A 23,856-nucleotide genomic window follows, 5' to 3' on the forward strand; every position below is an offset into this window, starting at 1 on the left:
AGCCCTCGTGGCTTGCTTGAGCCGGATGCCGGGATGACTGGCACGTCCGGTTCTGAGGGGGCCGGGTCACGGCAACGTGACCCGGCTACCCGACTTAGTGGTCGAGCTTGGAAGTCCTTCGGGGGGTGACATCGGAGTCTGTTACGCGCGTGCGCCGACGCCTCGCGCGCGCAAGCCCGCCCGCAGTGACACCACGACGATGTTGGCCTGTCACCTGGAGTTGGCCTTGGCCTGTCCTGATGGAGCGGCTGAGAATGGAGCCAGGCTGCTTCGCCACAAGCAGCGCGTCGCTGCGAGCTGTCCCCTATGCAAAGGTTCCGGTCTTCGAGGCTGCGGCGGGGCCTTCACCCGGGAAGCGCTGCGGTGTCCAGTGTCGTCGCGGGTCACCAGGTGGACAAGGGCGTCGGCTGCTCGGCGACGCGCGACCAGATGAGGCGCCGCCGCGCGGTCATCGTTCTTCGGCCTGTCAAGTCAGCGTGTTGCGAGTGGCGATCGCATCACCGAACGGTGAGTCGACATTCGCACGCGGCTACGGCATGGCGTTCGACCGCCGTTCGCGAGCGGGGCGTGCGCCTGCCGCGCATGTGCTTGGCGTGCGAGCGGCCCTCGCCCGTTCGGGTGATACGGCCCCGGGCGGATGGTTCCTACCGTGTCAGAGAGGCAGATTCCATCGCCTACGTCCGGGAGGACCTGCTCCCGCACGAGGCTGCCTGTTTCCGGGAGGGAAGCTGCATGGCAGGACGTCTTCGCATGCCCGTAGGTGTGCTCATCCCCCTGCTCGGCGCTGTCCTGGCCGCGGTCACCTGCCTGCAGGCGCCGGCCTGGGCTGACACGCCTCCGCCCGCGACAGCCGTCGCTGAGGTGCCGCCGGCCACCCGTCTGGTGGCGCTGAACAAGAGCGGCGAACTGGAAGCGTTCGCCCGCGCCACCCCCGGCACCGTCTGGCATACCGGCCAGAGGGAACCCGGCGCCGACTGGAGTGACTGGAGCGCGTTGGGTGGTGCCGCGGACACCGACCCGGTGGTGGCGACGAACGCGGACGGACGTCTGGAGGTCTTCACCACCCATGGCGGCATCGTCTCCACGATGGCGTCCACAACCACCGGCGACAGCACCTGGAGCACGACGTGGGTGACGCATGGTGGCAGCCTTGCCAATGCGATTGGGGTCGCGGTCGCGGCGAACCAGGACGGGCGCCTCCAGGTCTTCGGAGCGGGCGCGGACGGCACCCTGATGTCGATGGTCCAGACGGCGGCCGGCAGCGTGTACGGGGAGAACTGGGACTCCTGGACTTCTATGGGCGCCCCCACCGGCGTCAAGATGGTCGCCCGGCCGGCTGTCGCGATGAACAGCAGCGGGCAGCTGCAGGTGTTCGACTGGGGCAACGACGGGAACTTCTGGACCCGCGTCCAGAACAAGGCGAACACGAAGAACTGGAGCCCCTGGAAGGCTCTTCCGACCCTGAGCGGCGGTGTCCAGAGCTACCCTGCCGTGGCGCGCAACCAGGACGGGCGGCTGCAGGTCTTCGTCCGGGACACGAAAGGCAACGTTTACTACGTCGCGCAGAACAAGGCCGGCCAGCAGCAGTGGGGAAGCTCCTGGACGCAATTGACGGGCCAGGGCACCCCTCTCGGTGGTGTGGCCACCGTTACCGACCTCAACGTGGCCGCCAACGCTGACGGACGTCTGGAGGTCTTCGCGCGCCAGTCCGACAACAGCCTTCTGCACACGATGCAGACCCAGCCCAGCAGTGTCGACTCGTGGAGCACACCAAGCAGTCTTGGCGGCGCGACGACCCACAGCTGGTCCGTTGCGGCCAACCGGGACGGCCGTCTGGAAGCCGTCGCCGTACAGGCAAACGGCGGTCTGGCGCACAGCGCGCAGGAAGAGTCCAACCCGCCCCCCAGCGACAAATGGGCCGACTGGGAGAGCCTCGGCTACGGCCCCACTCCGTGCGCGGGCACCGGCACGACGGCCTGTCTGAGCGTGGTGAACGTGGCAACAGGCCACGCCCTGGCGCCCGAGGACACCACCGACCCCACCTCGGGGGTCGGTGCCACCCCCGTGAAGAACGGCGTCACCACCCCCCGGCAGCGGTGGTCAATGATCCGGGACAAGAGCGGGTTCTTCCAACTCAAGAACAGGGCCACCAACCGGTGCCTCGATTTCGTCCCGGATCAATACCTTCCTCCTTCCGTCGGTTGGGACCGCACTCTCCAAGTGAAGTGCAACACCCGGACCCAACAGCGCTGGTACATCCAACCCTCCATCACACCGGGGGCGTACCTGATCCGGAACGTGGACAACGGCAGATGCCTCACGGAATTCCTCAGCCTGGACAGCACGGGCAACGACAGGGGCGAGCTCCCCAGCGAAACCGATCAATGCAATACCTCAGCGGCTGCCGACCAGTGGCGGCTGAGCATCTCCGGCACCGGCACCGCGCCGGGCCTGAGCGAGCTCGCGACGCGATACGCCCTGGCCTTGTGCGCCCAGAACAACAACTGCGGCTTCACCTGGACCGGCGATGAGAACGCCTACGTCGACTACCACTCCTGCGTCAACGGCACCTTGACCTACAACGCCACCAAGGCCGAGCAGGAGGTGGAGATCAGCGTCGCCGACAGCACCGGCTGGGAGAACACTGCCGGCGGTTCCCTCACCGTAGGAGGTGAACTGGGCCCGGTCAGCGCGGCCATCGAGGCACACTACGACCACGCGTGGAACGGCAGCACGACCACGACGGTCGACGGCCACATCAAAATTCCGCCAGGAGAGTACGGCTGGCTGGGAAAAGGCTTCGTCGTCAAGGAAGTCACCGGCACCTGGACCTTCAACCAAACCGAAAGCAACTTCACCTGGACCGAACCCGGGCAGAGCACCGTCCCTGCCGTAGACGGTACCGACGGAGTCAACAGCACCGCTGTCGTCCTCAACAGTTCGAAAGTGCCGCCCGACAACTGCTGACTCCCGCAACAGGACCCGACCAGCGTGAGCCCGGCGGCGGCCGCGCTGGTGTTCAGGGGCTGCAGCCCCTGAACACCAGCGCAGTGCGAAGTGCTACTTCAAACTCCCAGCGGGCGAACGGCCCTCGACCGGCTGCCGGACGGCTGGACCGCCAAGGCCCCGGAGTCCGCCCACTGAGCTGCCCGCACGGCTGGCCCCGCCCGCGCCCGTCCCCTCGGCGCAGCCGGGGCCAGCCGTCGCTCATCGGCTCCACTCGTACGACTCGCCGTCGTCCCCGACGCGGTCCTCATCGCCGAGCAGGTCGTTCAGCTCGCCCTCGATGGGCTCCACCGTGTCGTCCGTGGCCTCATGAGGCGTCTCGGCCGTGAGCCAGGGGACTATCACGATCTAGGTGTACGACACCCGGTTGGACTAGGTGTTGATCTTGCTGTCGGGCGTGGGCCGGGTGACCTACGCCCGTCCGGCTGACAGGCGTCCGTCGAACGTGATGTCGAAGGCGTTGAGGGCGGCCATCCAGCGGTTGCTCCAGCGCTGGCGGCCGCGGCCGGTAGGGTCGAGCGCGAGGGTGGCCAGGTAGAGCCGTTTGAGGGCGGCCTGATCGTTGGGGAAGCGGCCGCAGGCGCCGGCGGCCCTGCGGTAGCGGGAGTTGAGGCTCTCGATGGCGTTGGTCGTGCAGATGATCTTTCGGATCTCGGCGTCGAACGCCAGGAAGGGGACCATCTCGGACCAGGCCCGCTCCCACAGTCGCACGACGGCCGGGTAGGACGCTTCCCAGGCGGCGGCGAACTCGGCGAACCGCTCCGGGGCCGCGGCCTCGTTCGGCGCGGTGTGGACGGGCTTGAGGTCGCGGGCGACCTCCGCCCAGTCCCGCTTGGAGGTGTAGCGGAAAGAGTTCCGCAGCAGGTGCAGCCGTAAAGAATCAAGATGTCGGCGTGTCAGTGACCCCTATTGATCATCCCCGGAACGCCCCTCACCGATCTCGTGCGTGTCGGGGTGGCGACGCGCAGTCCACCCCACCCGATTGGTCGGTGGTCGCTCCCGCGAGCGCCGGGACGACCACCGACGGGGTTGCCGGTGGTGCGCAACGGTCACGCGCCTCCTTGTGGCGCGGGATTCGGCAGGTTCCGGACCTGGTCGTCGTACGCGGCGAGCAGTTGTTCCAACTGCTGGAGCGACTCGGCGGGTATGTCGGGGGGTGCGGCCTCGACCACGTAACGGGCGGCGGCGGTCAGGGCGGCCAGCTCGTACGCGTGGAAGGTGGCGCGCAGCACCGTGGGCCGCACCCGTTCCAGCTGCATTACGCCGCCTTGGACCGGACGTAGTCGGTGACCTGGGCCAGCTCGGCGGCGAACTGGTCGTAGTCCTCCTGCATGCCGTTGATGTAGGCGCTCCAGCCGAGGCTGGCCTTGGCGTAGTGGACGGCCTCCTGAATCTCCTCGTCCGTTGCTCCGAAGAGCTTCGCGGCCTCGGTGTGGAACAGGCTGCAGTACTTGCACTTCGTCTCGGCGTGCAGCCCGACGCCTATCAGTTCCTTGTACTTGTTCGGGATCAGCGTCTCCCCGAGCTCGATCCGCTTGAAGATCTCCCACTCCGGGCCGAGCAGCTCGGTGGGGATCTTGCTGAAGAAGTGTGGGACGAGGCCCAGCGTCTCCTTGATGTCGGCCTCGATCTCGCCGCGGTTGATCGCGGTGGCCATGGCGATGTCCTCCATCCCGGGCTTCGCATGCCCAGTCCAGCCCAGCCGACGCGGACCGCAGGCTGCCGGAGGCCGGACCCTGCCGCCCGCATGCCGCGTATTCACCAGGAAGATGCGCCCTCTTCCCGTCGTTCCCGACAGTCGCGGACGACGGCGTGCCCTCCTTTCCAGGATGTCAGCCGCGATGGTCGTTGACCACCGCTCGAAAGGAGCGCCAGGTCGCCGAGCGCGATGCTCCCGACTCCCGAGGATGCCCCTTGGCACCCGCGTCCGGGGACGCATCTGTCGAGGCCGGCACCGCTCGGTCGCCATGCACCAGGGACCGTGGCGGAGGAGTTCGTGTCGTGGTTCGGCTGCGGTGACAGCAGCCGGCTGGGGGCGGTTGACCACGTTCCGCCCGGAAGACGCAGGACAGATCGGTTCGAGCCGCAGGCGAACCGACCGTGCGGAAGCCTCCGCCGTACCAGCTCCAGCCTGCCACCGTACGTGAGGTCTCACGACGCCCGACGGTCGCCGCCGACACCGGCCGGGTCATCCCGCAGGGGGCAACCACGCTCGCGTACCTTCCGGATCCGTGCCATTGGCCGACGCATCTGCGCAACACGACACGGGTTGGACTGGGTGACGCCGTGGTCACCCGTCACGTTTCACCGTCGTTCGGCTCGCCGGTACAAGCGGCGCAGATGCCGACGAGTTCGACTGTGTGGTGGACGTCGGTGAAGCCGGACTGGGCAGCGATCCTCTGTGCCCAGTGCTCGACCGGGTCGGACTCCACCACGAGGCTGTGGCCGCAGCGGCGGCAGATGAGGTAGTGCCGGTGGTCGGTGCCGGGACGGTGGCGGTACAGGCGCTCGCCGGAGTCGTCGCGGATGACGTCCGCGAGCCCGGCGGCGGCGAGGACGGCCAGGGTCCGATAGACGGTGGACAGGCCGACCGCGGCCCCCGCCGAGACCATCCTGATGTGCAGGAGCTGGGCGCTGACGAAGCCCGGGCAGGCGGCGAGGGCCTGTCGGACAAGTGCCCGCTGCGGGGTCTCCTTCCACGGGGGCACCGGTGCCCGGCGCGTCCTCGGCATCACGCCCCCTTCCGTGGTGCCGGTCATGCCGCCGCCCGGCGGACGGCCGGACGGATCACGAGGGTGCCGGCGTAGCAGGCTGCGGCGACGGCCATGATGGCGAAGCTGGGCGGCAGTCGGGGTACGGCCGCGCTGAGTGTCAGTCCGGCCCACATCTCCAGGACGGCGAGTGCCGCGGAGAGGGCCAGGGCCCGGTACGGCCGGTCGGTCAGGCGGAGGGCGGTACCGGCGGGCGCGGCGAGCAGGCCCAGGAGCAGCAGGGAGCCGACTGCCTGGGTGGCCTCGGCGGCGCAGGCTCCGACCAGGGCGAGGAAGCCGAGGCCGAGCGCGCCTGCCTTGACGCCGCGCGCGGTGGCGACGGCCTCGTCGAGGGTGGCGAAGAGCAGGGGGCGGGCGATCAGCAGGGAAGCTGTGCTGACCGCGACCGCGACCAGGACGGCGGTGGTGGTCTGAGTGCCGTTCAGGCCGTAGATGGAGCCGAAGAGGACGCTGATGCCGGCGTTGCCCCGGGTGGTGGAGCGGTGGGTGGTGTAGAGGGTGAGGAAGAAGGTGCCGAGGCCGAGGATCCAGGAGAAGAGGGTGCCGATGACGACGTCGTCGGGCCGTCCCCGCCGGCCGAGGAGGCCGAGCAGCAGGGCGACGCCGACGGTCGCGGCGAACAGCCCGAGCCGCAGGTCGTACCCGCCGGCGAGGGCGGCCATCGCGCCGGTGAAGGCGACGTGGCTGAGGGTGTCGCCGGTGAAGGTCTGGGCACGCAGGACGAGGAAGTAGCCGACCAGTCCGGAGGCGAGGGCGATCGCGGTGCCGGCCAGCAGGGCGTGCTGGAAGAAGGCCTGGTGGAAGGCGGTGATCATGCCGGCGCTCCGGTGGGCAGGGGGGTTCGGGCCCGGCCGAGGGCGGTGCTCACGGCGCGGGCGAGGTGGGCGAGGAGGTACCCGCAGAAGGCGAAGGTGGTGACGAAGAAGCCCAGCGGGTAGGGCTGGTAGTAGGCGGCGATCAGGCCGAGCCAGCAGGCGGCGAGGCCGAGCAGCACGCCCAGGACCAGGCCGAGGACGGGCCGGGCGGTGAGTACCTGCGCGGTGGCGGCGGGCATCACCAGCAGCGCGAAGACCAGCAGGCTGCCGGTGATCTGGCTCGCCTCGGCCGCCGCGGCGCCCAGCAGCACCAGGAATCCCGCGCCGAGCAGCCGTACGGGCACTCCGCGCGCGACGGCGACCTGCGGGTCGAGGGAGGCGAACAGCAGGGGGCGGCCGATCAGCGCGAGCACGGCGAGGACGGCTGCGCCGACCGCCGCGAGCAGGGTGACCTGGCCCGTGGTGATGCCGAGGAACGTGCCGAACAGCAGGGCCTGAGGGCCGCCGAGCAGTCCCTTGTACAGGGTGACGAAGAGGAAGCCGCAGGCCAGCGCGAAGGCCTGGACCGTGCCGGTGGCGGCGGACTCCTCGGCGACACCGGCCCGACCGCTGTCGCGCAGGACGGCGATCACCACCGCGGCGACCAGACAGGAGCCGAGGTAGCCGAGGGCGGTGGACAGTCCGAGCAGGGTGGCGAGGGCGGCGCCGGGGAAGGCGACGACCGACAGGGTGTGCCCGGCGAAGGTCTGGCGCCGCAGCACCATGAACCAGCCGACGGCGGCGGCGACCACGGCGACGACGGCCCCGGCACGGAAGGCGTTGATCATGAAGGGGTAGGCCCACATCTGCTGGAGGTCCGCGATCAGGTTCCAGGAGAAGGCCGGTTGGGTGGTGTCGGCTAGCAGCATGGGCCACAGCTCCGGCAGTCCTCGGGCACTCCGACGACGACCAGCCGCCCGCCGGCGGTGCGCAGCACCTCGACCTGGGCGCCGTACAGGCGGGTGAGGGTCTCGGAGGTGATCACCTCGTCGGGCGGGCCGGAGACGGCCCGGCCTTCGGCGAGGTACACGACCTGGTCGAGGTGGTGGAGGATCGGGTTGACGTCGTGGGCGACCATGGTGACGGCGACGCCGTCCTCGCGGCAGATCCGGCCCAGCAGTGCGGCGATGGCGCTCTGGTTGGGCAGGTCGAGGCTGTCGAGCGGCTCGTCGAGGAGGAGCAGCCGGGGGCGGGTGACCAGCGCCTGGGCGAGCAGCAGGCGCTGCTGCTCGCCGCCGGAGCAGTGGCCGATGGGTCGGTGGGCGTAGCCGGCGGCTCCCACCAACTCGATGACTTCGTCGATGCGTTGGCGTTCGACGCGGCGGCGGGCGCGGTTGAAGCCGGGTACTGGGATGCCCCAGCGGTGGCCGTCCAGGCCGAGGCGTACCACGTCGATGCCGCGGATGCGCACGCTCGCGTCGAAGCTGCGGCGCTGGGGCAGGTAGCCGATGTCCGTCCGCCCGGGGACGTGGACCGTGCCGGCCGCGGCGGGTACGGCTCCGAGCAGGAGCTTGACCATGGTGGACTTGCCGACCCCGTTGGGGCCGAGGATGGCGGTGAACTCCCCGGCCCCGACGCTGAGATCGACGCCCGACCAGAGCGTACGCCCGCCCATGTGCACGGCCGCGCCGCGCAGTTCCAGTACGGGCGGCCCGACCGGGGGTGCCACGGTTCGCTCGATCGGTATGGTGGTCACTTGCCGGTCGCCTGCTTCAACGCGGTGGCGATGCCCTGGAGTTCGGCGATCTGCCAGTCCTGGAAGCTCGCGTCGGCCGGGTCCGGGGTCTCGGTGACGGTGGCGACGGGTATGCCCTGGGCCTTGGCGGCCTCGACCTGGGCCTTGATGTCCGGGGTGTCGTTCTGGCTGTTGTAGACGTAGATCTTGATCTGCTTGGTCTTGATCTGCTGGTCGATGGTGGCCTTGTCGGCGGCGGTCGGGTCGGCGCCCTCGCTGGTGGCGTCGAGGAAGCTCTCGGGGGTGAGCAGCTTGAGGTCGAGGCCCTCGGCGAGCGGGGTGACGATCGACTCGGAGGCACCGATCGGGGTGCCGGCGTAGGTGGCCTTGATCTGGGAGATCAGCTGGTCGTACGGGGTGAGGGACTTGCCCAGGAAGGCGGCCTTCTGGGCGTCGAAGTAGCCGGCGTCGGCGGGGTCGAGCTTCTTGTAGTCGGCGGTGATCTGGTCGACGACCTTGTGGACGGTGGCCGGGGAGTACCACTGGTGCGGGTTGCCGCCCTCCTTGAGGCCGACCAGGTCGCCGACCTTGAGCGCGGCACGACCGGGGGCGGGGTTGGCGCCGAGCAGCTTGTCGGACCAGGCGTCGTATCCGATGCCGTTGGTGATGACGTACTGGGCCCCGGCGACGGTACGGCCGTCCGCGGCTGTGGGCTCGTAGTCGTGCGGGTCGGCGTCGGGGTTGCTGATGATGTTCGTCACCTTGGCGTGCTCGCCGCCGAGTTGGGTGGCGATGGAGCCCCAGAAGTTCTCGGCCGCGGCCACCTGGACGACCTTGCCGGCACCGCTGCCGTCGGACGAGGCCGCGGTCTTGGCGGGGGTGGTCGAGCAGGCGCTGGCGGCGGCCAGCGCCGCGACGGTGGCGGCGGCGGTGGCGAATCTGACGGCGTGCATGGCGAAGGTGCTCCTCACGAGGGGTGTCGGTACGGGCCACAGAGTAGATGGAAACGGTTTTCATCACCAGCCAAACTTGGGACGATATGAAAATCATTGCCGAATCTTGATCTGCGCTACGCCAGGCTCCGACCTCGTGAACAGGGAGTCGACCGAGGAACGCCCCGACGCGTTCGGCACGCGCACCGGCCGCCACCGCGACGCCGAGAGATCCGTACCGGGACACGCTCCGCCGGCCACTCCCTGAGCCCCCGCTTAGAAGACATGACAACCATTGTCGCCAATGGGTTTTCGTGGTTCAGTTGCCCCCGCTGTGCCGTGCCGACCCCGGAGTAACCCTCGTGGCTTCCCGTTCCCCGCTCGTCCAAGCGCTCCGCGCCACCGGTGACCGGCCGGTGATGGTGGCCGACGGCCGTTCCATCAGCGGCAGCGAGCTGCTGGCGGGCGCCGTGCCCGAGGGCGGCCTGCCGGCGGCGGTGGCCGCCCGGCTGGCCGGCCACCTGGCGATCCCGGCCTGGGAGACCGACCCGTTCGAGCAGCGGCTGCGTCACTGGGCCGGGATTCTCGGCCCGCCGCCGATCCGGCACACCGTGCTGTATCCGGCGTCCGAACTCGGAGCCGATCTCGCGCTCGCCACCCTGTACGCCGGCGGCACGGTCGTCTGCGGGGACCCGGAGCAGCTCCCGGCCGGCGTTCTCGCCGACCTGGCCCGCCGCCGCACCACCCATCTGAGCCTGCCGTCACAGCTGTTGTGGCGGATCAGCCGACTGTCCGGCCCGCACTCGTACGACCTGGCCGAACTGCGCCGGGTGATCCACATCGGCCCGGAACCGCGCCAGGACGACGTCTACGCCGCCGTGGAGGCGCTCGGCACCGTGCCGGCGCACGTCCGCGAGCCGAGCAGCTGCGCCGAGGCCGCCGACGACACCCTGCGAGAGGTGATCGGCGCGGCGGCTGCCGAGGCATGGAAGCACGTCATAGGCGTCACCGGCGAGCAGGTCCGGCGGTTCACCGAGCACCTCGACAACGCAGTACTGGCTTCGATGCTGCTGGCCCTGCGGACCGGGCGGGTCCTGACCGACCCGACGCTCAGCCACCCGCTCTCCGAGATACTCGCCGCGGCCCGCGTCGTTCCCGCACACCGTCGGCTTGTCGAGCGCTGGCTGGAGGTGCTGACGGAAGGGGGCCTGACGTTCAGTGACGGCGAGAGCTTTCGAGCCGTCCAGCCGGTCGAGACAGCCGCCGCCCTGCATGAGTGGAGGCTGGCCTCCGAAGCGTGGAACGGGCAGCTGGGCTCGGCCGTCGTCATGGACTACCTCCGACGCAGCGCGGAACGCCTGCCCGCGCTGCTCGCGGGCGAACTCGACGCCGCCTCGCTGCTGTTCCCCAAGGGCAGCATCCGAATCACCCACGCCCTTGAGGCGAACACGGCCACCGGCCGCTACCTCACCACCGCCCTGAGCACGGCGGTACGGCAGATCGCCGTAGCGCGGACGGCACCCGGGGCGCTGCGGGTGCTGGAGATGGGGGCCGGCACCGGCGTGACCACCGAGGCGATCGCCCGGGTCCTCGCGGCGGAGGGCCGGCCCGGCCCGGCAGTCGACTATCTCTGCACGGAGAGCTCCGAACTTCTCCTCGGCGCGGCCCGCGCCCGGGGAGGCAAGCACGCCCGCGTGCGGTTCAAGCACTTCGACGTCCACAGCGACCCTGGTGGGCAGGGCTTTCGCCCGCACTCGTTCGACGTGGTGATCGCCGCCAACACGCTCGCCGGCGCCCGGGATCCCGATGCGGCCGCCCGCCGCCTCACCGGCCTGCTCGCCCCCGGCGGCTGGCTGCTGCTCACCGAGCCGACCCGCGAACACCACGAGTTCCTGATCTCACGCGCCCTGCTACCGCTTGGCATCGCCGAGGACGCCAGGCTGACCCCAGGGGGTACTCCGCCATCGGCCACCGGTTGGCGCGAGGCGCTGGCCGGCGCGGGCGTCGGCACGGTCCTGACGCTGCCCGGCGAGGACCACCCACTGACGCTCCTCGGCCATCAGCTCTTCGCCGCCCGAGTCACCTGACCTCCGCCCACCTACCCGGCCGCCCACCTACCCGTCCGCCCGCCTACCCGTCCGCCCGCGCGCGAATCCCCAACCGGATTCTCACAGTGCGGCCGGAGGACGCTGACCGTCCAGGTCGGCTCCACCACCCTGGCCACCTTCTCCAACCTCGACAAGGCCGACAGCTACACCCTGCGCAGCTACGACCTCACCTCCTTCGCCGGCCAGACCGTCACCGTCAAGTTCACCGGCACCGAGGACAGCTCACTCCAGACCAGCTTCGTGATCGACGACACCGCGCTCAACGTCTCCTGACGCCGCACCACAAGGGGGCCGCAGCGCAGCTGCGGCCCCCTTGCCGTCGGCCTGGCCTCCAAGGTACGAGCTGTTCGTCCCGGTCAGGCCCGAACCCTTCAGGGTGAGACCGAACGCCGGCACGCGTTCAGCGTCGACATCGGCATCGGCATCGGCAAGCCGTCCGGCAGCTCGGCGAGGTCGTCGTGGCCGTAGCTGGTGACCGCCCAGGAGAGAAAGGAGCAGTCGGCACCAGCCACATCCTCGGCGAAGGCGAGCAGGTCGGGCTGCGGCTGACGGGTCCTCCGCTTCCGGCACCACACCGAGGCGGAGCGGCTCAGGGCGCGAGGAGTCCGCGTTCGTACGCCTTGACCAGGTTGCGCGGGACGAGGTGCTCGCGCCCCTCGACGGTGATCGGCACCAGCTGGGGTGCGCTCGCCTTCCACTGGGCACGGCGGTGCCGGGTGTTGCTGCGTGACGTCTTCCGCTTGGGTACGGCCATGTCCGGCTCCTAACGGGTAGTGGAGGTGTAGGGAAGGAGGGCCATCTCGCGGGCGTTCTTGATCGCCGTGGCCATGGCCCGCTGCTGCTGGACGGTGAGGCGGGTGACGCGGCGGCTGCGGATCTTGCCCCGGTCGGAGACGAACTTCCGCAGCAGATTGGTGTCCTTGTAGTCGATGTAGGTGATCCCGGCCTCGATCAGGGGATTCGGGCGGGGCTTGGCGGGGCGGCCGCCGGCGGGGCGCTTGGCCATCGCGGTTTCCTTTCTGTCAGGAGACGGGGTCGAGCAGGTCCTCGAAGGCGTCGGGCAGGGATTTCCAGCCGGGCTCGCCTGCCATCAGTTCGGCGTCGGTGAGCAGGCAGGAGTCGAGCAGCTCGGTGATCCCTTCCGCGTCCAACCCCTCGGCAATGAAGACGAGTTGCTGGATGCGGTCGCCGTGGGCCGGGTCCCAGTCGAGCGCCGCGGCCGCCCGCCGCGCGGGCGGGTACAGCTCCCAGGCGGCGTCCGGCAGCGAGGCGAGCCACGGGCCGCACTCCTCGACGGCGAGGTTGGCCCCGGCGGCGTCCCAGGCGAGCATCAGCTCGGGGCGGTTGGCCAGCCAGAACCGGCCCCGGCTGCGCTGGGCTGCCGGCACGAGGAGCTCCAGCGCCTCGTGGAACCGGCCCGGGTGCAGCGGACGGCGCCGCTCCCACACCACGGTGGCCACACCCCCCTCGTCCGCCGCCTGCGGCAGCAGCGCGATGGCCGGGTTCACCCGGTCGCGGGCGGCGGCCACGTCGAAGCCGCCGAGCGCGGCGCGTAGCAGTTCGCCGGTGCCGAGCAGCACCCGCCGGGCGGTCGGGTGCAGTTGGCGCAGCATCGCGAGTCCCGCCGCGCCACCGCGGGCGACCGCGAGGGTGGTGGCGTACTCGATCTGGTGCGCCAGCGCCTCGGCGCGGGTGCGGGTGTCGTCCGGGGAGGTGTGCTCGCCGTGCTCGGCCAGCTCGTCGGAGACCGAGAGTTCGCCGAGCAGCCGGTCCGGGTCGACGGCCACCACCACACCCGCGAGCTCGATGAACTCCTCCATCGGCCGACCGTCCACCTCCCCGCCCGCGATCACCTCGACCACGGGGTGCGGATCGCTGCCGCCCCACAGTTCCACGACTGCCAGCCCGTGCTGCCCGGCCTCCGCGATTCCGGCCAACTCGGGCAGCAGGTCCTCGCGCAGGGCGCAGCAGGCGCAGTCGTTGGTCAGTGGCAGCTCGGCGGTGTCGTACACGCCGTTGGTGTCGCGTAGTTCGCGGTGGACGGTGCGGCGCGAGGCGTCGCGCAGGTCGTGGTGGAGGACGACGGCACTGACGCCGCCGTCCAGCAACTCCTGGACGGCGCGGCGGCGTTCGGCACGGTGCAGTCCGGCCACCACCACGACCGGGAGCCTGAGGTGTTCGGGCACGGCGCTCACCAGCTCGACTTCCGCACACCGGGCAGCTGTCCGGCGTGGGCCATGGTGCGCAGGTTGATGCGGGAGAGGCCGAAGGCACGTTGGTAGCCGCGCGGGCGTCCGTCCACGGTGTCGCGGTTGCGGACGCGGGTGGCGCTTGCGTCGCGCGGCTGGCGGGCGAGTTCGCGCTGGGCGGCGGCGCGTTCCTCCGGGGTGCTGGCGGGGTGGGCGATGACGCGCTTGAGCTCGGCCCGGCGCTCGGCGTACCGGGCGACGATCCGGCGGCGCTGCTCGTTCTTGGCGATCTTGCTCTGCTTGGCCATCAGACCTTCTCCCCTCGGGCTCGGATGCGGGTGACGGCGGCCTCGATGCCGATGACGTCGACGGTCTTCAGACCCTTGGCGCTGAGCGTGAGGCGCACGTAACGGCCCTCACTGGGCAGCCAGTAGCGCTTGCGCTGGATGTTGGGATCGAAGCGGCGACGCGTGCGCCGGTGCGAGTGCGAGATCGCGTTACCGAACCCCGGCTTGCGGCCGGTCAGTTGACAGTGGGCGGACATGGGACGACTCCGTTGCGGATCGTGCGGCGGACAGGCGGCCATGCCCCCGAGGTCGGCGCGACGATCCCGGGAGCGCGGCTCACACTAGCTTAAATGAAAATGGATTTCATTTCGGTCGGCCCGTACGCCCCGGAGCGGATCCGGCCGACCGGGCAGCGGCGAGCGCCCTCGGGTGCACTGGTGCGCTCCGGGCTCGGCGAGACGGACACGTGAGCCACGACCCGTAGTCGTGAGCACACCGCAGAGCGATGCTTCCGCCGTACCCCCTCTCGGGGGCAAGGGTGGCCGGGGACGGCGGCCTGTCATGATGGGGCGGCCATGTCCACTTCCGCCCGCACCGCCACGTCCCGTACCGCCGCATCCGATGTGCGGTGGGTACGGGCGGTCGCGTTCGCCACGGCGAGTGTGGCGCTGGCCTCGGCGGCGCACAGCGCGGCAGGGGGCCAGGTGGCGCCGGGATGGGTGCTGACCGGCTGGCTGCTGGTGGCGCTGACCGCTGCGGCAGGTGCGGGACGGCGGCGCTCGATGCCGGCGATCACCGCCGCCGTCACATCGGCGCAGCTCGTCCTGCACCTGCTCTTCCGAGCCGGTCATGCCCCGATGACACCGACCGGGGCCGGGGACGTTCGCCGGCCGGGTTCCGGCGCCGCCCTTCCGGTGGCGCACCAGGGACACGGGGGGTCTCACAGCCCGGCGGTTCACCTGCACGCCCAGCACGGTGCGACGGCGGTCGGTGCCGTTCATGCGGCGAGCCACCATGCGGGCCTGCTCGGACTGTCGTCCGGCATGCTGGCGGCGCACGCCGCCGCAGCCGCTGCCACGGGGTGGTTGCTGCACCGTGTCGAGGCCGCGTTGTGGCGGCTGCTGGATGTGGCACGTGCCATGCGCGCGGCGGCCCGTCGCTGGCGCGGACGTTTCGCCGAGGCCGTGGCTCGGCTCTGCGGCAGTGGGACGGCCCAGGTTCCTCGGGCCGCACGGGTCGTTCGCGCGCCGTTGTCCGGCGCCACGCCCCACCGGCCGGTACTTCTCCGTCACAGCCTGGTCCGTCGGGGCCCGCCGGGGAGGGTGTGCGTGTAGCCGCCCGACGAGGACCGCGTCCTCGCCGTCGGTGTGTGCTGCGCGTTCACGGCGGGCCCGTCGATCGCGGCTCGCCGCCGTACACCCAACCCCCCGCACGACGCGTACCCCGGCAGCCGCAGGGCTGCCCGGGCGGCGCGCCGTGCCGATCTCCCGGACGGAGACTCCAACCCATGCGTTCGACCCTTTCCCGTCGCCTCGCGGCCTCCGCCGTGCTGGCCGCATCCGTCATCGCGGCCTCGGCCGTGCCGGCGTTCGCGCACGTGACCGTGCAGCCGGGCACTGCGACCCAGGGCGACTACACCGCGGTGGCCTTCCGCGTGCCCGACGAGAGCGACACCGCCTCCACCATCAAGCTCGAAGTGTCGCTGCCGGCCGACCACCCGGTCGCTTCCGTGGCGACCCAGCCGCTGCCCGGCTGGACCGCCGCGACGGAGAAGACCAAGCTGGCCACGCCGATCAAGACCGACGACGGCGACGAGATCACCGAGGCGGTCTCCAAGATCACCTGGACCGCCGACGCGGGCACGAAGATCGCCCCCGGCCAGTTCCAGGAGTTCAGGGTCTCCCTCGGCCCGCTGCCCACCGACACCGACAAGGTGGTCTTCAAGGCCCTGCAGACCTACGACGACGGCAACGTCGTCCGGTGGATCGAGGACAGCAAGGAGGGGCAGCCCGAGCCGCAGCACCCCGCCCCGGTGCTGACCCTCACCAAGGCCGCCGCCGACACCGACGGCCACCACATGACCGCCTCCCCCGCGCCGAGCGGCGCCCAGGCCGCCCCGCCCGCGGGCAACTCGGCCTCCTCGGACGACTCCACCGCCCGCATCATCGGCATCGCGGGCATCGTGGTCGGCCTTGCCGGTGCCGCGCTCGGCGTCCTGGGCTTGCGCCGCCGTACCGACCGGGCCTGACCGAAACCCGGGTGGGTGCCACCGGCACCCACCCGGGCACACCACCTGGTCACGAGCCGCCATGCCCGGGCTCCCGCTCGCCCTCGGCTGGGCACTGCCCGTCCTCGGCATCACCCTCGCCGGATTCATCGCCGTCGGCGTGCTGGTCGGCGCGGTGCGCCGCAGCCGAAGTCGTCGGTGATCGGGGGGTGAGCATCGTGAGGCCGACGCTGTCGGCGAGCGGGGTAGCGATCGACTCCGAGGCCCCGATCGGGGTACCGGCGTGCTTGGCCTTGATGTCGGCTTGCAGCTGGGTGTACCTGGCCAGGGTCCGGGTGGTGAACGTCGTCTTCCGCTGGTCGAAGTAGGCCGCGTTTCAGCCCGATTCTTATTGAAAAGCATTATCGTTTTACTCTAGGATCGCGTGCACCGACATGCCTGGAGTGAGGACGACGTGACGTTTCATCAGATAGACCGCCGCGCCCTGCTGCGCGGCGCCGGAGCCGGACTCGGAACCCTGCTGGCCGGCGGCCTGCTGGCCGCCTGCGGGAGCGGCGACGGCAAGGCCCCGCAGCTCGCCACGAGCAGCGGACCGTCCATGGCCCCACACAAGGGCGGACGGCTGCGCGCCGCGTTCGCGGGCTCCGCCGCCGAATCCACCAACGTGCTCCAGGCCACCAACAGCGCCGTCGACTACGTCCGGGCCCGGCTCATCTGGGACACCCTCGGCGAGATCGACGACAGCAAGCCGGTGTGGCGCCTCGCCGAGTCCGTCGAGCCCAACGCCGACGCCACCAGGTGGACCGTCCGCGTCCGCGACGGCGTCACCTTCAGCGACGGCCGCAGACTCACCGCCGAGGACGTGCTGTTCAGCCTGCGCACCCTGGCCGGCAACCCGACCACCCAGGCCGGCCTGCTGGCCGGGCTCGACCCGGCCGCCAGCGCGGTGCGCGACCCGCGCACCGTCGAGCTGGCCCTCAAGTCCCCCGACGGCTTCTTCGACCTCGCGCTCGCCCAGTCCGTCTTCGTCATCCCGAACGGCACCACCGACTTCGAGCACGCCGTCGGCTCCGGCCCGTTCGTCCTCAGGAGCTGGACCCGAGGCGCGAGCAGCCTGCTCACCGCGCGCACCGACTACTGGGGCGCGGCGCTCGGCGGCGGACCCTATCTGGACGAGATCGAGCTGTCGTCGGTCGCCGACGCGGGTGCCCGGATCAACGGGCTCAAGGCCGGCCAGTTCGACTACGTCGGCGGGATCACCCTCACCGCCGCCCGCGCCGAGGCCAGGAACCCCGACCTGCGGGTGGTCACCGCGCCGCAGGAGCTGTGGAGCGACCTCGCGCTCACCATGAACCTCGGCCTCCAGCCGTTCGACAAGCCCGCCGTGCTCCAGGCGGTGCGCTACGCGATCGACCGGGAGGCGATGGTCCGCACCGTCACCCTCGGCTACGGCGAGGTCGCCGACGACGCGCTGGGCCGTCACCAGTCCTGGTACGACAGCTCGTTGCCGCGCCGGGCGTACGACCCCGAGAAGGCGAAGAAGGCGCTCACCGACGCCGGGCTCTCGGACGTCAAACTGTCCGTGCGCACCAGCGACTACGAGTACGGCACCCTGGAGAGCGCCACCGCCTTCGTCCAGCAGGCGCGGGCCGCCTGGCTCGCGGTGAGCGTCGACAAGATCCCGGCCGCCGACTACTACACCGACTTCAAGGCACTGCTCAGCACCCCGCTGCAGACCAACCTCTACCACGCGATGCCGCTGCCGCTGCAGCTGTCGTTCTTCTACGGCTCCAAAGCGTCCTACCCGTTCACCGGGCCCGCCGGCCCCACCCTGGACGGGCTGCTGACGGCGATGCACGCGGCCGTCGGCGACGACGCCAGGCGGACCAAGGCCGTGCAGGACGTCCAGCACCACCTCTACGAGCAGGGCGGCGACGCCGTCTTCGCGCGGATCCCCCCGGTCGCGGCGGCGAAGCCGACCGTTCAGGGCGTCAAGGCGCTCGGGTCCTTCGACTACCCGTGCCTGCGCGACGCGTTCCTCTCCTCGTGATCCGCTGGTTGCGCCGGCTCGGCGCGGCGGCCGTGACCCTGCTGGCGGCGTCGGTCCTGGTGTTCACCGCCACCGCGCTCGCCCCCGGGGACGCGGCCTCCGCCCGGCTGGCCGGCCGGGCCGGGCCCGAGCAGGTCGCCGCGCTCCGGCACCAGCTCGGCCTCGACCAGCCGTCCTGGGCCCGCTACCTGCACTGGCTCTGGCACGCCCTCCACGGCGACCTCGGCACCTCCTACGCCAACGGGGTGTCGGTCTCCCGGCTGGTCGCCGAGCGGGCGGGCAACTCGCTGCTGCTCGGCGCGGTGACCGCGCTGCTGCTCGTGCCGCTGGCGATCGCGCTCGGGCTGTGGGCGGGGCTGCGGGCCGGGCGGCTCACCGACCGGGTGCTCTCGATCGGCACGCTCACCCTGGTCAGCCTGCCGGAGTTCGTCATCGGCACGCTGCTGGTGCTGCTGTTCGCGGTGGGCCTCGGCTGGCTGCCCGCCGTCTCGGTCCCGACGGCCGGCGAAAGTCCCTTCTCCCAGCCGGAGTTGCTCGTCCTGCCGGTGCTCACCCTGCTCTCGGTCAGCCTGGCGCAGAACGTCCGGCTGGTCCGCTCCGGGGTGGTGGAGGCGGCCGGCTCGGACGCAGTGCTCGCCGCCCGGCTCGGCGGGGTGCCGGAGCACCGGGTGGTGGTGCGCTGGATCCTGCCGGCCGCCGTCGTTCCCGCCGTTCCGGTGCTCGCCCGCTACCTCGCCTACCTGCTCGGCGGCACGCTGGTCGCCGAGAGCCTGTTCGGCTACCCCGGGCTGGCCGCGGCCCTGGTCAACGCCACCGCCTCCCGCGACACTCCGGTGGTGCTCGGCATCGCACTGCTGGTCGCCACGCTGACCGTCGCCCTCAACCTGCTGGCGGACGCCCTCGCCACCCTGCTCAACCCGGCTGCCAGGAGAACGAATTGACCCCCCAAGTCAACCCGGTCAACCCGGCTCCAGCGAAGCGGCGGCGGCTGCGGACGGCACTCTCCGGGGCCGTCCTGGCCGCCGCCGTACTGCTCGCCCTGGCCGGCCCGGCCCTCGCCCCGCACGGCCCCGGCGAGGTGCTTGACCTGCCGTACGGGCCGGCCGGCGGCGCCGCCCCGCTGGGCACCGACCATCTCGGCGCGGACGTCCTCAGCCGCTTCCTCGACGGCGGACGCTCCCTGGTCATGCTGTCGCTGGGCGCGCTCGCCGTCGCCTACCTGGCCGGCGGTGCGGTCGGCATGACGGCCGCTCTGCGCGGCGGGCGGGTGGACGCCTGGATCCTGCGGGCGACGGACGTCCTGCTCAGCCTGCCCGGATTCCTGCTGCTCAGCGTCACCGTGGTGGCCACCGGGCGGGGTGCCCTCGGGGTGGGGGCCTCCGCGGCCGTCGTCCTGTTCCCCGAGATCATCCGGGTGGTCCGGGCGACCGCGCTGCAGGCACTGCAACACGACTACGTGGAAGCCGCGTCGGCGCGCGGCGAGCGCACCTGGTACGTCCTCGCACGGGAGGTGCTGCCCAACGCGGCGCCGGTGCTGGCCGCGGACGCGGGGGTGCGGTTCGTCGGGGCGGTGTTCATCGTCTCCACCGCCTCGTTCCTCGGGTACGGGGCACAGCCTCCGGCGGCGGACTGGGGGTTGATGATCCTGGAGAACCGCGACGGGCTCGCCCTCCAGCCGCTCGCGGTCGCCGTCCCGGCGGTCGGCATCCTGGTGCTGCTGCTGAGCGCCAACCTGCTGGTGGACAGCGCCTTTCCGGCCGCTGCTCGGCGAAGTCGCCCCGTGAGTAGGACAGTTGCGGCATCCGACCACGGGTCGGTGCTCGCGGTCCGGGAGTTGACCGTACGGACGCCGGCCGGCGCCGTCGTCCTGGACAGCGTCGACCTGGACCTCGCGCCGGGCCGCATCCTGGCCCTGGTCGGCGCCTCCGGCAGCGGCAAGACCACCCTCGCGCTCGCCGCCCTCGGCGAGATCCGCCCGGGGCTGGTCGTCGCCGGCGGCTCGGTCCACCTCGCCGGCGAGCCCGTCCTCGGCCTGCCCGAGCGGACGCTGCGCCGCCTGCGCAGCCGGCACTCCGGGTACGTCCCGCAGGATCCGCGCACCTCCCTGGCGCCCACGCTGCGGGTCGCCGGGCAGATCGGCGAGTTCCTGCGGGCCCGGGCGGTGCCGAAGGCCGAGCGGTCCGAACGGGTGCGCGCCGCCCTGCGGTCGGCCCGGCTACCGGACGACCCGGCCTTCCTGCGGCGGCTTCCGCACCAGCTCTCCGGCGGCCAGCGGCAACGGGTGGCGCTGGCTGCCGCGCTCGCCCACCGACCGGACCTGCTGGTGCTCGACGAGCCGACCAGCGCCCTCGACCCGGCCACCGCGAGCGCCCTGCTCGCCGACGTACGGCGGCTCCGGGCCGACGGCGGACCGGCCGTGCTGCTGGTGGCCCACGACCTCGCGCAGGTGGCCGAGGTCGCCGACGAGGTCGCGGTCCTGGACGGCGGGCGGGTGGTCGAACGCGGCCCGGCCGGTGAGGTGCTGGCACGGCCCGCGAGCGCGGCGGGACGGCGGCTGGTCGAGGCGGTCCGGGTCACCGCGCTGCCCAAGGCGGTGGCCGCCTCCGGTGCTCCCGTCCTGGAGGTGACGGGCCTGGTCGCCCGGCGTGGCGGCACCACCGTCCTCGACGGCATCGACCTCGCGCTCGCCCCCGGCGGCTGCCTGAGCGTGGTCGGCCCGTCCGGCGGCGGCAAGACCACCCTGCTGCGCTGCCTCACCGGGCTGCACGCCGACTGGACCGGCACCCTGCGGCTCGGCGGCGAGCCGGTCGCGCCCGGGGTTCGGGCCCGGGCGCGGGCGCAGCTGCGCCGCCTCCAGCTCGTCCCGCAGGACCCGCAGGACTCGCTCAACCCCCGCCACCGGGTCGGCGCGGCCGTCGCCCGCCCGCTGCGGCTGTACCGGCCCGAGCTGGACGCGGCGGGGGTCCGGGCCGAAGTGCACCGCCTGCTGGACCGGGTCGGCCTGGCGCCCGAGCACGCCGAGCGGCTCCCGTCCGGACTCTCCGGCGGGCAGCGCCAGCGGGTCGCGCTGGCCCGTGCCCTGGCGGCCGGGCCGGACGTGCTGCTCTGCGACGAGGCGACCAGCGCCCTCGACCCGCCGACCGCCGCCACCGTGCTCGCCCTGCTCGACGAGCTGCGGCGGGAGCTGGGCGTCGCGCTGGTCGTCGTCACCCACGACCTGACCGTGCCCGCACGGCTGGGCGGCCACCTCGCGGTGCTGGCCGAGGGGGCGATCCGGGAGGCGGGGACGGTCGAGCGGGTACTCGCCGCCCCGGCCGACCCGGTCACCGCCGCTCTGCTGGCCGCCGCCTCCGGTCTGCCCGCTCTCGTCTCCGACTCCTGAGGACCCTGTCCATGACCACCACCCGCTGGCTGCGCCGCCCGCAGCCGCGACCAGCCGCCGCGGTCCGGCTGTTCTGTCTCCCGCACGCCGGCGGCTCGGCCGGCCTCTACCGCTCCTGGGCCCCGCTCCTGCCGGCCGACGTCGAGCTGCTGACGGTCCGCCTGCCCGGTCGCGAGGACCGGCTCGACGAACCCCTGCCCGCCGACCTGCCCACGCTGGTGGCCGGCCTCGCCGCGGCCGTCGGGCCGCTGCTGGACCGGCCGTGGGCGGTGTTCGGGCACAGCATGGGCGCGACCGTCGGCCACGAACTGGTCCTGCACCTGCTGCGCCAGGGCCACCGTCCGCCCGTCCACCTCTTCGCCTCCGCCCGCGAGGCGCCGCAGTTCCACCGTGGCGGCACCGTCCATCTCCAGGACGACGACGCACTCTGCGCCGAACTCGCCCGCCTCGGCGGCACCGACGCCGGGCTACTGGCGATCCCCGAAGTACGCGCCCTGGTCCTTCCGGCTGTCCGCGGCGACTACCGCCTGATCGAGACGTACCCCGCCCGCCCCGAGGGGCTCCTCCCCTGCTCCGTCACCGCCCTGGTCGGCACCGAGGACGAGGAGCTCACCGTCGAGGAGGCGGAGGGCTGGAAGTCCTGGACGGCCGCCGGCTTCGACCTGCTGGGCTTCCCCGGCGGCCACTTCTACCTCTCCGAGGGGCCCGCGGCCGTCGTGGCGGCCGTCGTGGAGCGGCTTCGGAACTGAGCTGCGGACCTGCCCTGGCAGGACACGTGCCTGTGCCCGACCGCCCTCACGGGGGCGGCCGGGCACAGGCGTCCGCGGCTAGGCGTCGGCTGCTACGCGGCGGCGTCGCGCGGGCGAACCAGGAGCAGGCTGGCACCGGCGGCGACCAGGGCGGCGATCGCGGCGATCAGGAAGATGGAGGACAGGGCCGAGGTGTAGGCGGAGTGGGCGAGCGCGAGGACCTGGTCACGGGCGGGGGCCGGATATGGGGCGGCCATCGCGTCGAACTGCCCAGCGGTGACCAGCTCGTGGACGTGGCCCGCGTCGGAGGCCGGGACGCCGAGGGCGGCGAGCGCGGACGGGGAGAGCGCGGAGTCGACCCGGTGGGACAGGATGACGCCGAAGAGCGCGACGCCGCAGGCCGTGCCGAGCGGGAAGAAGCTGTTGGCCGCGCCGGAGGCGGTCCCGGCGCGGTCGGCGGGAACGACGCCGACGGCGAGGTCGAGCAGGTGCGGGAGGGCCAGGCCGGCACCCGCGCCGAGCAGGATCAGCATCGGCAGCACAGCGGTCCAGCCGTCCGCCGGGCCGATGCCGACGGCGGTGGACATCCCGGCGGCGACCAGCACCATACCGAGCGCCAGGACCACCGAGACCGGAACCTTCTTGGCGAGCAGCATGCCGACGGGTGCGGCGACCAGCAGCGCGACGGACTGGGCGAGCAGCACCAGGCCGATCCGGAACGGGGAGAGGCCGAGCATGCCGCCGAGCCAGAGGGTGAGGAACGGCAGCAGGCCGAAGCTGAAGATCCGGGCGGCGAAGCTGAGCAGCACAGCACCGCTGAACGTGGGGACGGCGAACAGCCGCAGGTCGAGCATGGCGTGCTCACCGAGCCGCCACTGGACGAGGGCGAAGGCCGCCGTCAGCACGGCCCCGGCGGCGAGCGAGCCGACCACGTCCGCCCGTGACCAGCCGTGCTCGGAGCCGGTCAGGAGGCCGTAGTTGAGCGCGAAGAGGGCGAGGACGGCGAGGACCGCGCCCGCCCGGTCGACCCGGCCGGACGCGGCGGGGTCGACGCTCTCCGGGACCTTGCGAACGGCGCCGTAGAGGATCAGCAGGCCGACGGGGACGTTGACGGCGAACAGGAAGGGCCAGCTCAGCCACTCGGTGATCGCGCCGCCGACCAGGGGGCCGAGTGCTGCGGAGACGGCCGCGCCGGCGGTGTAGAGGCCGATCGCGCTGGTGCGGGCCCGGGCGGGGGCGCCCTCATGGGCGCCGGCGATGAGGGCGAGCGAGGTACCGAGGACCATGGCGCCGCCGGCGCCCTGGACGGCCCGGGAGGCGATCAGCACGCCGGCGTCGGGGGCGAGCGCGCAGGCGGCGGAGGCGACGGTGAAGACGGCGACGCCGACGAGGAAGACCTTCCGGCGGCCGATGCGGTCGGACACCGAGCCGGCGGTGAGCAGGAGGGCGGCGAAGGTCAGTGTGTAGGCGTTGACGATCCATTGGAGGGCATCGAGCGAGGCGTCGAGGTCCGCGCCGATCCGGGGCATCGCGACGTTCACGACGGTGATGTCGAGGGTCATCATCGCTGCCGCGAGCGAGGTGACGGCGGTGGTCCAGGTACGCGTCGAGCGCACGTCGGACGAC

The 23,856-nt window shown here is 72.1% G+C and carries 23 protein-coding genes and 2 pseudogenes; 8 read left to right on the forward strand and 17 right to left on the reverse strand.

The genetic code is table 11. The features are described 5' to 3' along the window. Nucleotides 1-762: 762 nt before the first annotated feature. On the forward strand, nt 763-2,967 hold the full coding sequence (locus ACIGG8_RS36705) for an RICIN domain-containing protein (RefSeq protein ID WP_396552943.1): 2,205 nt from the start codon (nt 763-765) through the stop codon (nt 2,965-2,967). A 240-nt stretch (nt 2,968-3,207) separates the two neighbouring features. Here the strand turns inward: ACIGG8_RS36705 and ACIGG8_RS36710 are convergent, their stop codons facing one another. The 9 genes and pseudogenes from ACIGG8_RS36710 to ACIGG8_RS36750 form a co-directional block, all read right to left on the reverse strand. Then, complete coding sequence (locus ACIGG8_RS36710; RefSeq protein WP_396552944.1) at nt 3,208-3,351, reverse strand: hypothetical protein; 144 nt, start codon at nt 3,349-3,351, stop codon at nt 3,208-3,210. 66 nt (nt 3,352-3,417) lie between these two features. Further along, nucleotides 3,418-3,876: pseudogene (locus ACIGG8_RS36715) on the reverse strand (transposase); the annotation flags it as partial. 179 nt (nt 3,877-4,055) lie between these two features. Further along, nucleotides 4,056-4,265 (reverse strand): hypothetical protein, encoded by a 210-nt coding sequence (locus tag ACIGG8_RS36720; protein ID WP_396552945.1) that lies wholly within the window; start codon nt 4,263-4,265, stop codon nt 4,056-4,058. Next, nucleotides 4,265-4,678: a carboxymuconolactone decarboxylase family protein gene (locus ACIGG8_RS36725; RefSeq protein ID WP_396552946.1), complete on the reverse strand. Its 414-nt coding sequence runs from the start codon at nt 4,676-4,678 to the stop codon at nt 4,265-4,267. Before ACIGG8_RS36725 ends, ACIGG8_RS36720 begins: the two co-directional genes overlap by 1 nt. Before the next feature lie 625 nt (nt 4,679-5,303). After that, nucleotides 5,304-5,738, reverse strand: coding sequence for a Fur family transcriptional regulator (locus tag ACIGG8_RS36730; protein ID WP_396552947.1), 435 nt, complete (start codon nt 5,736-5,738; stop codon nt 5,304-5,306). A 23-nt stretch (nt 5,739-5,761) separates the two neighbouring features. Continuing rightward, on the reverse strand, nt 5,762-6,592 hold the full coding sequence (locus ACIGG8_RS36735; RefSeq protein ID WP_396552948.1) for a metal ABC transporter permease: 831 nt from the start codon (nt 6,590-6,592) through the stop codon (nt 5,762-5,764). Continuing rightward, complete coding sequence (locus tag ACIGG8_RS36740; protein WP_396552949.1) at nt 6,589-7,500, reverse strand: metal ABC transporter permease; 912 nt, start codon at nt 7,498-7,500, stop codon at nt 6,589-6,591. Before ACIGG8_RS36740 ends, ACIGG8_RS36735 begins: the two co-directional genes overlap by 4 nt. Further along, nucleotides 7,491-8,327, reverse strand: a complete 837-nt coding sequence (locus ACIGG8_RS36745; protein ID WP_396552950.1) for a metal ABC transporter ATP-binding protein — start codon at nt 8,325-8,327, stop codon at nt 7,491-7,493. Before ACIGG8_RS36745 ends, ACIGG8_RS36740 begins: the two co-directional genes overlap by 10 nt. Beyond that, nucleotides 8,324-9,259 carry a metal ABC transporter solute-binding protein, Zn/Mn family gene (locus tag ACIGG8_RS36750; protein ID WP_396552951.1) on the reverse strand — a complete coding sequence of 312 codons (936 nt, stop codon included), beginning with the start codon at nt 9,257-9,259 and terminating at the stop codon, nt 8,324-8,326. Before ACIGG8_RS36750 ends, ACIGG8_RS36745 begins: the two co-directional genes overlap by 4 nt. A 341-nt stretch (nt 9,260-9,600) precedes the next feature. Here ACIGG8_RS36750 and ACIGG8_RS36755 point away from each other — a divergent pair, with 341 nt between their 5' ends. Next, nucleotides 9,601-11,325, forward strand: coding sequence for a methyltransferase (locus tag ACIGG8_RS36755; protein WP_396552952.1), 1,725 nt, complete (start codon nt 9,601-9,603; stop codon nt 11,323-11,325). 102 nt (nt 11,326-11,427) lie between these two features. Next, nucleotides 11,428-11,619, forward strand: a pseudogene (locus tag ACIGG8_RS36760) (hypothetical protein); the annotation flags it as partial. Between the two features lie 98 nt (nt 11,620-11,717). Here the strand turns inward: ACIGG8_RS36760 and ACIGG8_RS36765 are convergent. From ACIGG8_RS36765 to ACIGG8_RS36795, 7 genes are all read right to left on the reverse strand, one after another. Continuing rightward, the gene (locus ACIGG8_RS36765) at nt 11,718-11,858 is read right to left on the reverse strand and encodes a hypothetical protein (protein WP_396552953.1); all 141 of its coding nucleotides are present in this window, start codon (nt 11,856-11,858) and stop codon (nt 11,718-11,720) included. A 77-nt stretch (nt 11,859-11,935) separates the two neighbouring features. Beyond that, complete coding sequence (gene rpmF / locus ACIGG8_RS36770) at nt 11,936-12,100, reverse strand: 50S ribosomal protein L32 (protein WP_396552954.1); 165 nt, start codon at nt 12,098-12,100, stop codon at nt 11,936-11,938. Nucleotides 12,101-12,109: 9 nt separating this feature from the next. After that, nucleotides 12,110-12,352 carry a 30S ribosomal protein S18 gene (gene rpsR / locus ACIGG8_RS36775; protein ID WP_396552955.1) on the reverse strand — a complete coding sequence of 81 codons (243 nt, stop codon included), beginning with the start codon at nt 12,350-12,352 and terminating at the stop codon, nt 12,110-12,112. A gap of 16 nt (nt 12,353-12,368) precedes the next feature. Then, nucleotides 12,369-13,541 (reverse strand): CobW family GTP-binding protein, encoded by a 1,173-nt coding sequence (locus ACIGG8_RS36780; RefSeq protein ID WP_396552956.1) that lies wholly within the window; start codon nt 13,539-13,541, stop codon nt 12,369-12,371. Continuing rightward, nucleotides 13,538-13,843, reverse strand: a complete 306-nt coding sequence (gene rpsN, locus ACIGG8_RS36785; protein ID WP_396552957.1) for a 30S ribosomal protein S14 — start codon at nt 13,841-13,843, stop codon at nt 13,538-13,540. The genes ACIGG8_RS36780 and rpsN overlap by 4 nt, the downstream gene beginning before the upstream one ends. After that, nucleotides 13,843-14,079: a 50S ribosomal protein L28 gene (gene rpmB, locus ACIGG8_RS36790; protein WP_396552958.1), complete on the reverse strand. Its 237-nt coding sequence runs from the start codon at nt 14,077-14,079 to the stop codon at nt 13,843-13,845. Before rpmB ends, rpsN begins: the two co-directional genes overlap by 1 nt. A gap of 302 nt (nt 14,080-14,381) precedes the next feature. Further along, nucleotides 14,382-14,618: a hypothetical protein gene (locus ACIGG8_RS36795; protein ID WP_396552959.1), complete on the reverse strand. Its 237-nt coding sequence runs from the start codon at nt 14,616-14,618 to the stop codon at nt 14,382-14,384. A 711-nt stretch (nt 14,619-15,329) separates the two neighbouring features. Between ACIGG8_RS36795 and ACIGG8_RS36800 the strand changes: the two genes are divergently transcribed. The 5 genes from ACIGG8_RS36800 to ACIGG8_RS36820 all read left to right on the forward strand — a co-directional run bounded on the left by ACIGG8_RS36800 (nt 15,330) and on the right by ACIGG8_RS36820 (nt 22,230). Then, on the forward strand, nt 15,330-16,070 hold the full coding sequence (locus tag ACIGG8_RS36800; protein WP_396552960.1) for a YcnI family protein: 741 nt from the start codon (nt 15,330-15,332) through the stop codon (nt 16,068-16,070). A 433-nt stretch (nt 16,071-16,503) separates the two neighbouring features. After that, nucleotides 16,504-18,099, forward strand: coding sequence for an ABC transporter substrate-binding protein (locus ACIGG8_RS36805; protein ID WP_396552961.1), 1,596 nt, complete (start codon nt 16,504-16,506; stop codon nt 18,097-18,099). Next, nucleotides 18,096-19,040, forward strand: a complete 945-nt coding sequence (locus ACIGG8_RS36810; protein WP_396552962.1) for an ABC transporter permease — start codon at nt 18,096-18,098, stop codon at nt 19,038-19,040. The genes ACIGG8_RS36805 and ACIGG8_RS36810 overlap by 4 nt, the downstream gene beginning before the upstream one ends. Beyond that, entirely contained in the window at nt 19,037-21,481 is a 2,445-nt protein-coding gene (locus ACIGG8_RS36815; RefSeq protein WP_396552963.1) for an ATP-binding cassette domain-containing protein, read from the forward strand. The genes ACIGG8_RS36810 and ACIGG8_RS36815 overlap by 4 nt, the downstream gene beginning before the upstream one ends. 11 nt (nt 21,482-21,492) lie before the next feature. Further along, complete coding sequence (locus tag ACIGG8_RS36820; RefSeq protein WP_396552964.1) at nt 21,493-22,230, forward strand: thioesterase II family protein; 738 nt, start codon at nt 21,493-21,495, stop codon at nt 22,228-22,230. Nucleotides 22,231-22,322: 92 nt separating this feature from the next. On the opposite strand, the gene ACIGG8_RS36825 is transcribed toward ACIGG8_RS36820, so the two are convergent. Continuing rightward, a complete protein-coding gene (locus ACIGG8_RS36825) occupies nt 22,323-23,846 on the reverse strand; it encodes a DHA2 family efflux MFS transporter permease subunit (RefSeq protein ID WP_396552965.1) in 1,524 nt (507 codons plus the stop codon). Nucleotides 23,847-23,856: the final 10 nt, after the last annotated feature.

Source organism: Kitasatospora sp. NPDC085464 (assembly GCF_044541955.1).
Taxonomy (GTDB): Bacteria; Actinomycetota; Actinomycetes; order Streptomycetales; family Streptomycetaceae; genus Kitasatospora.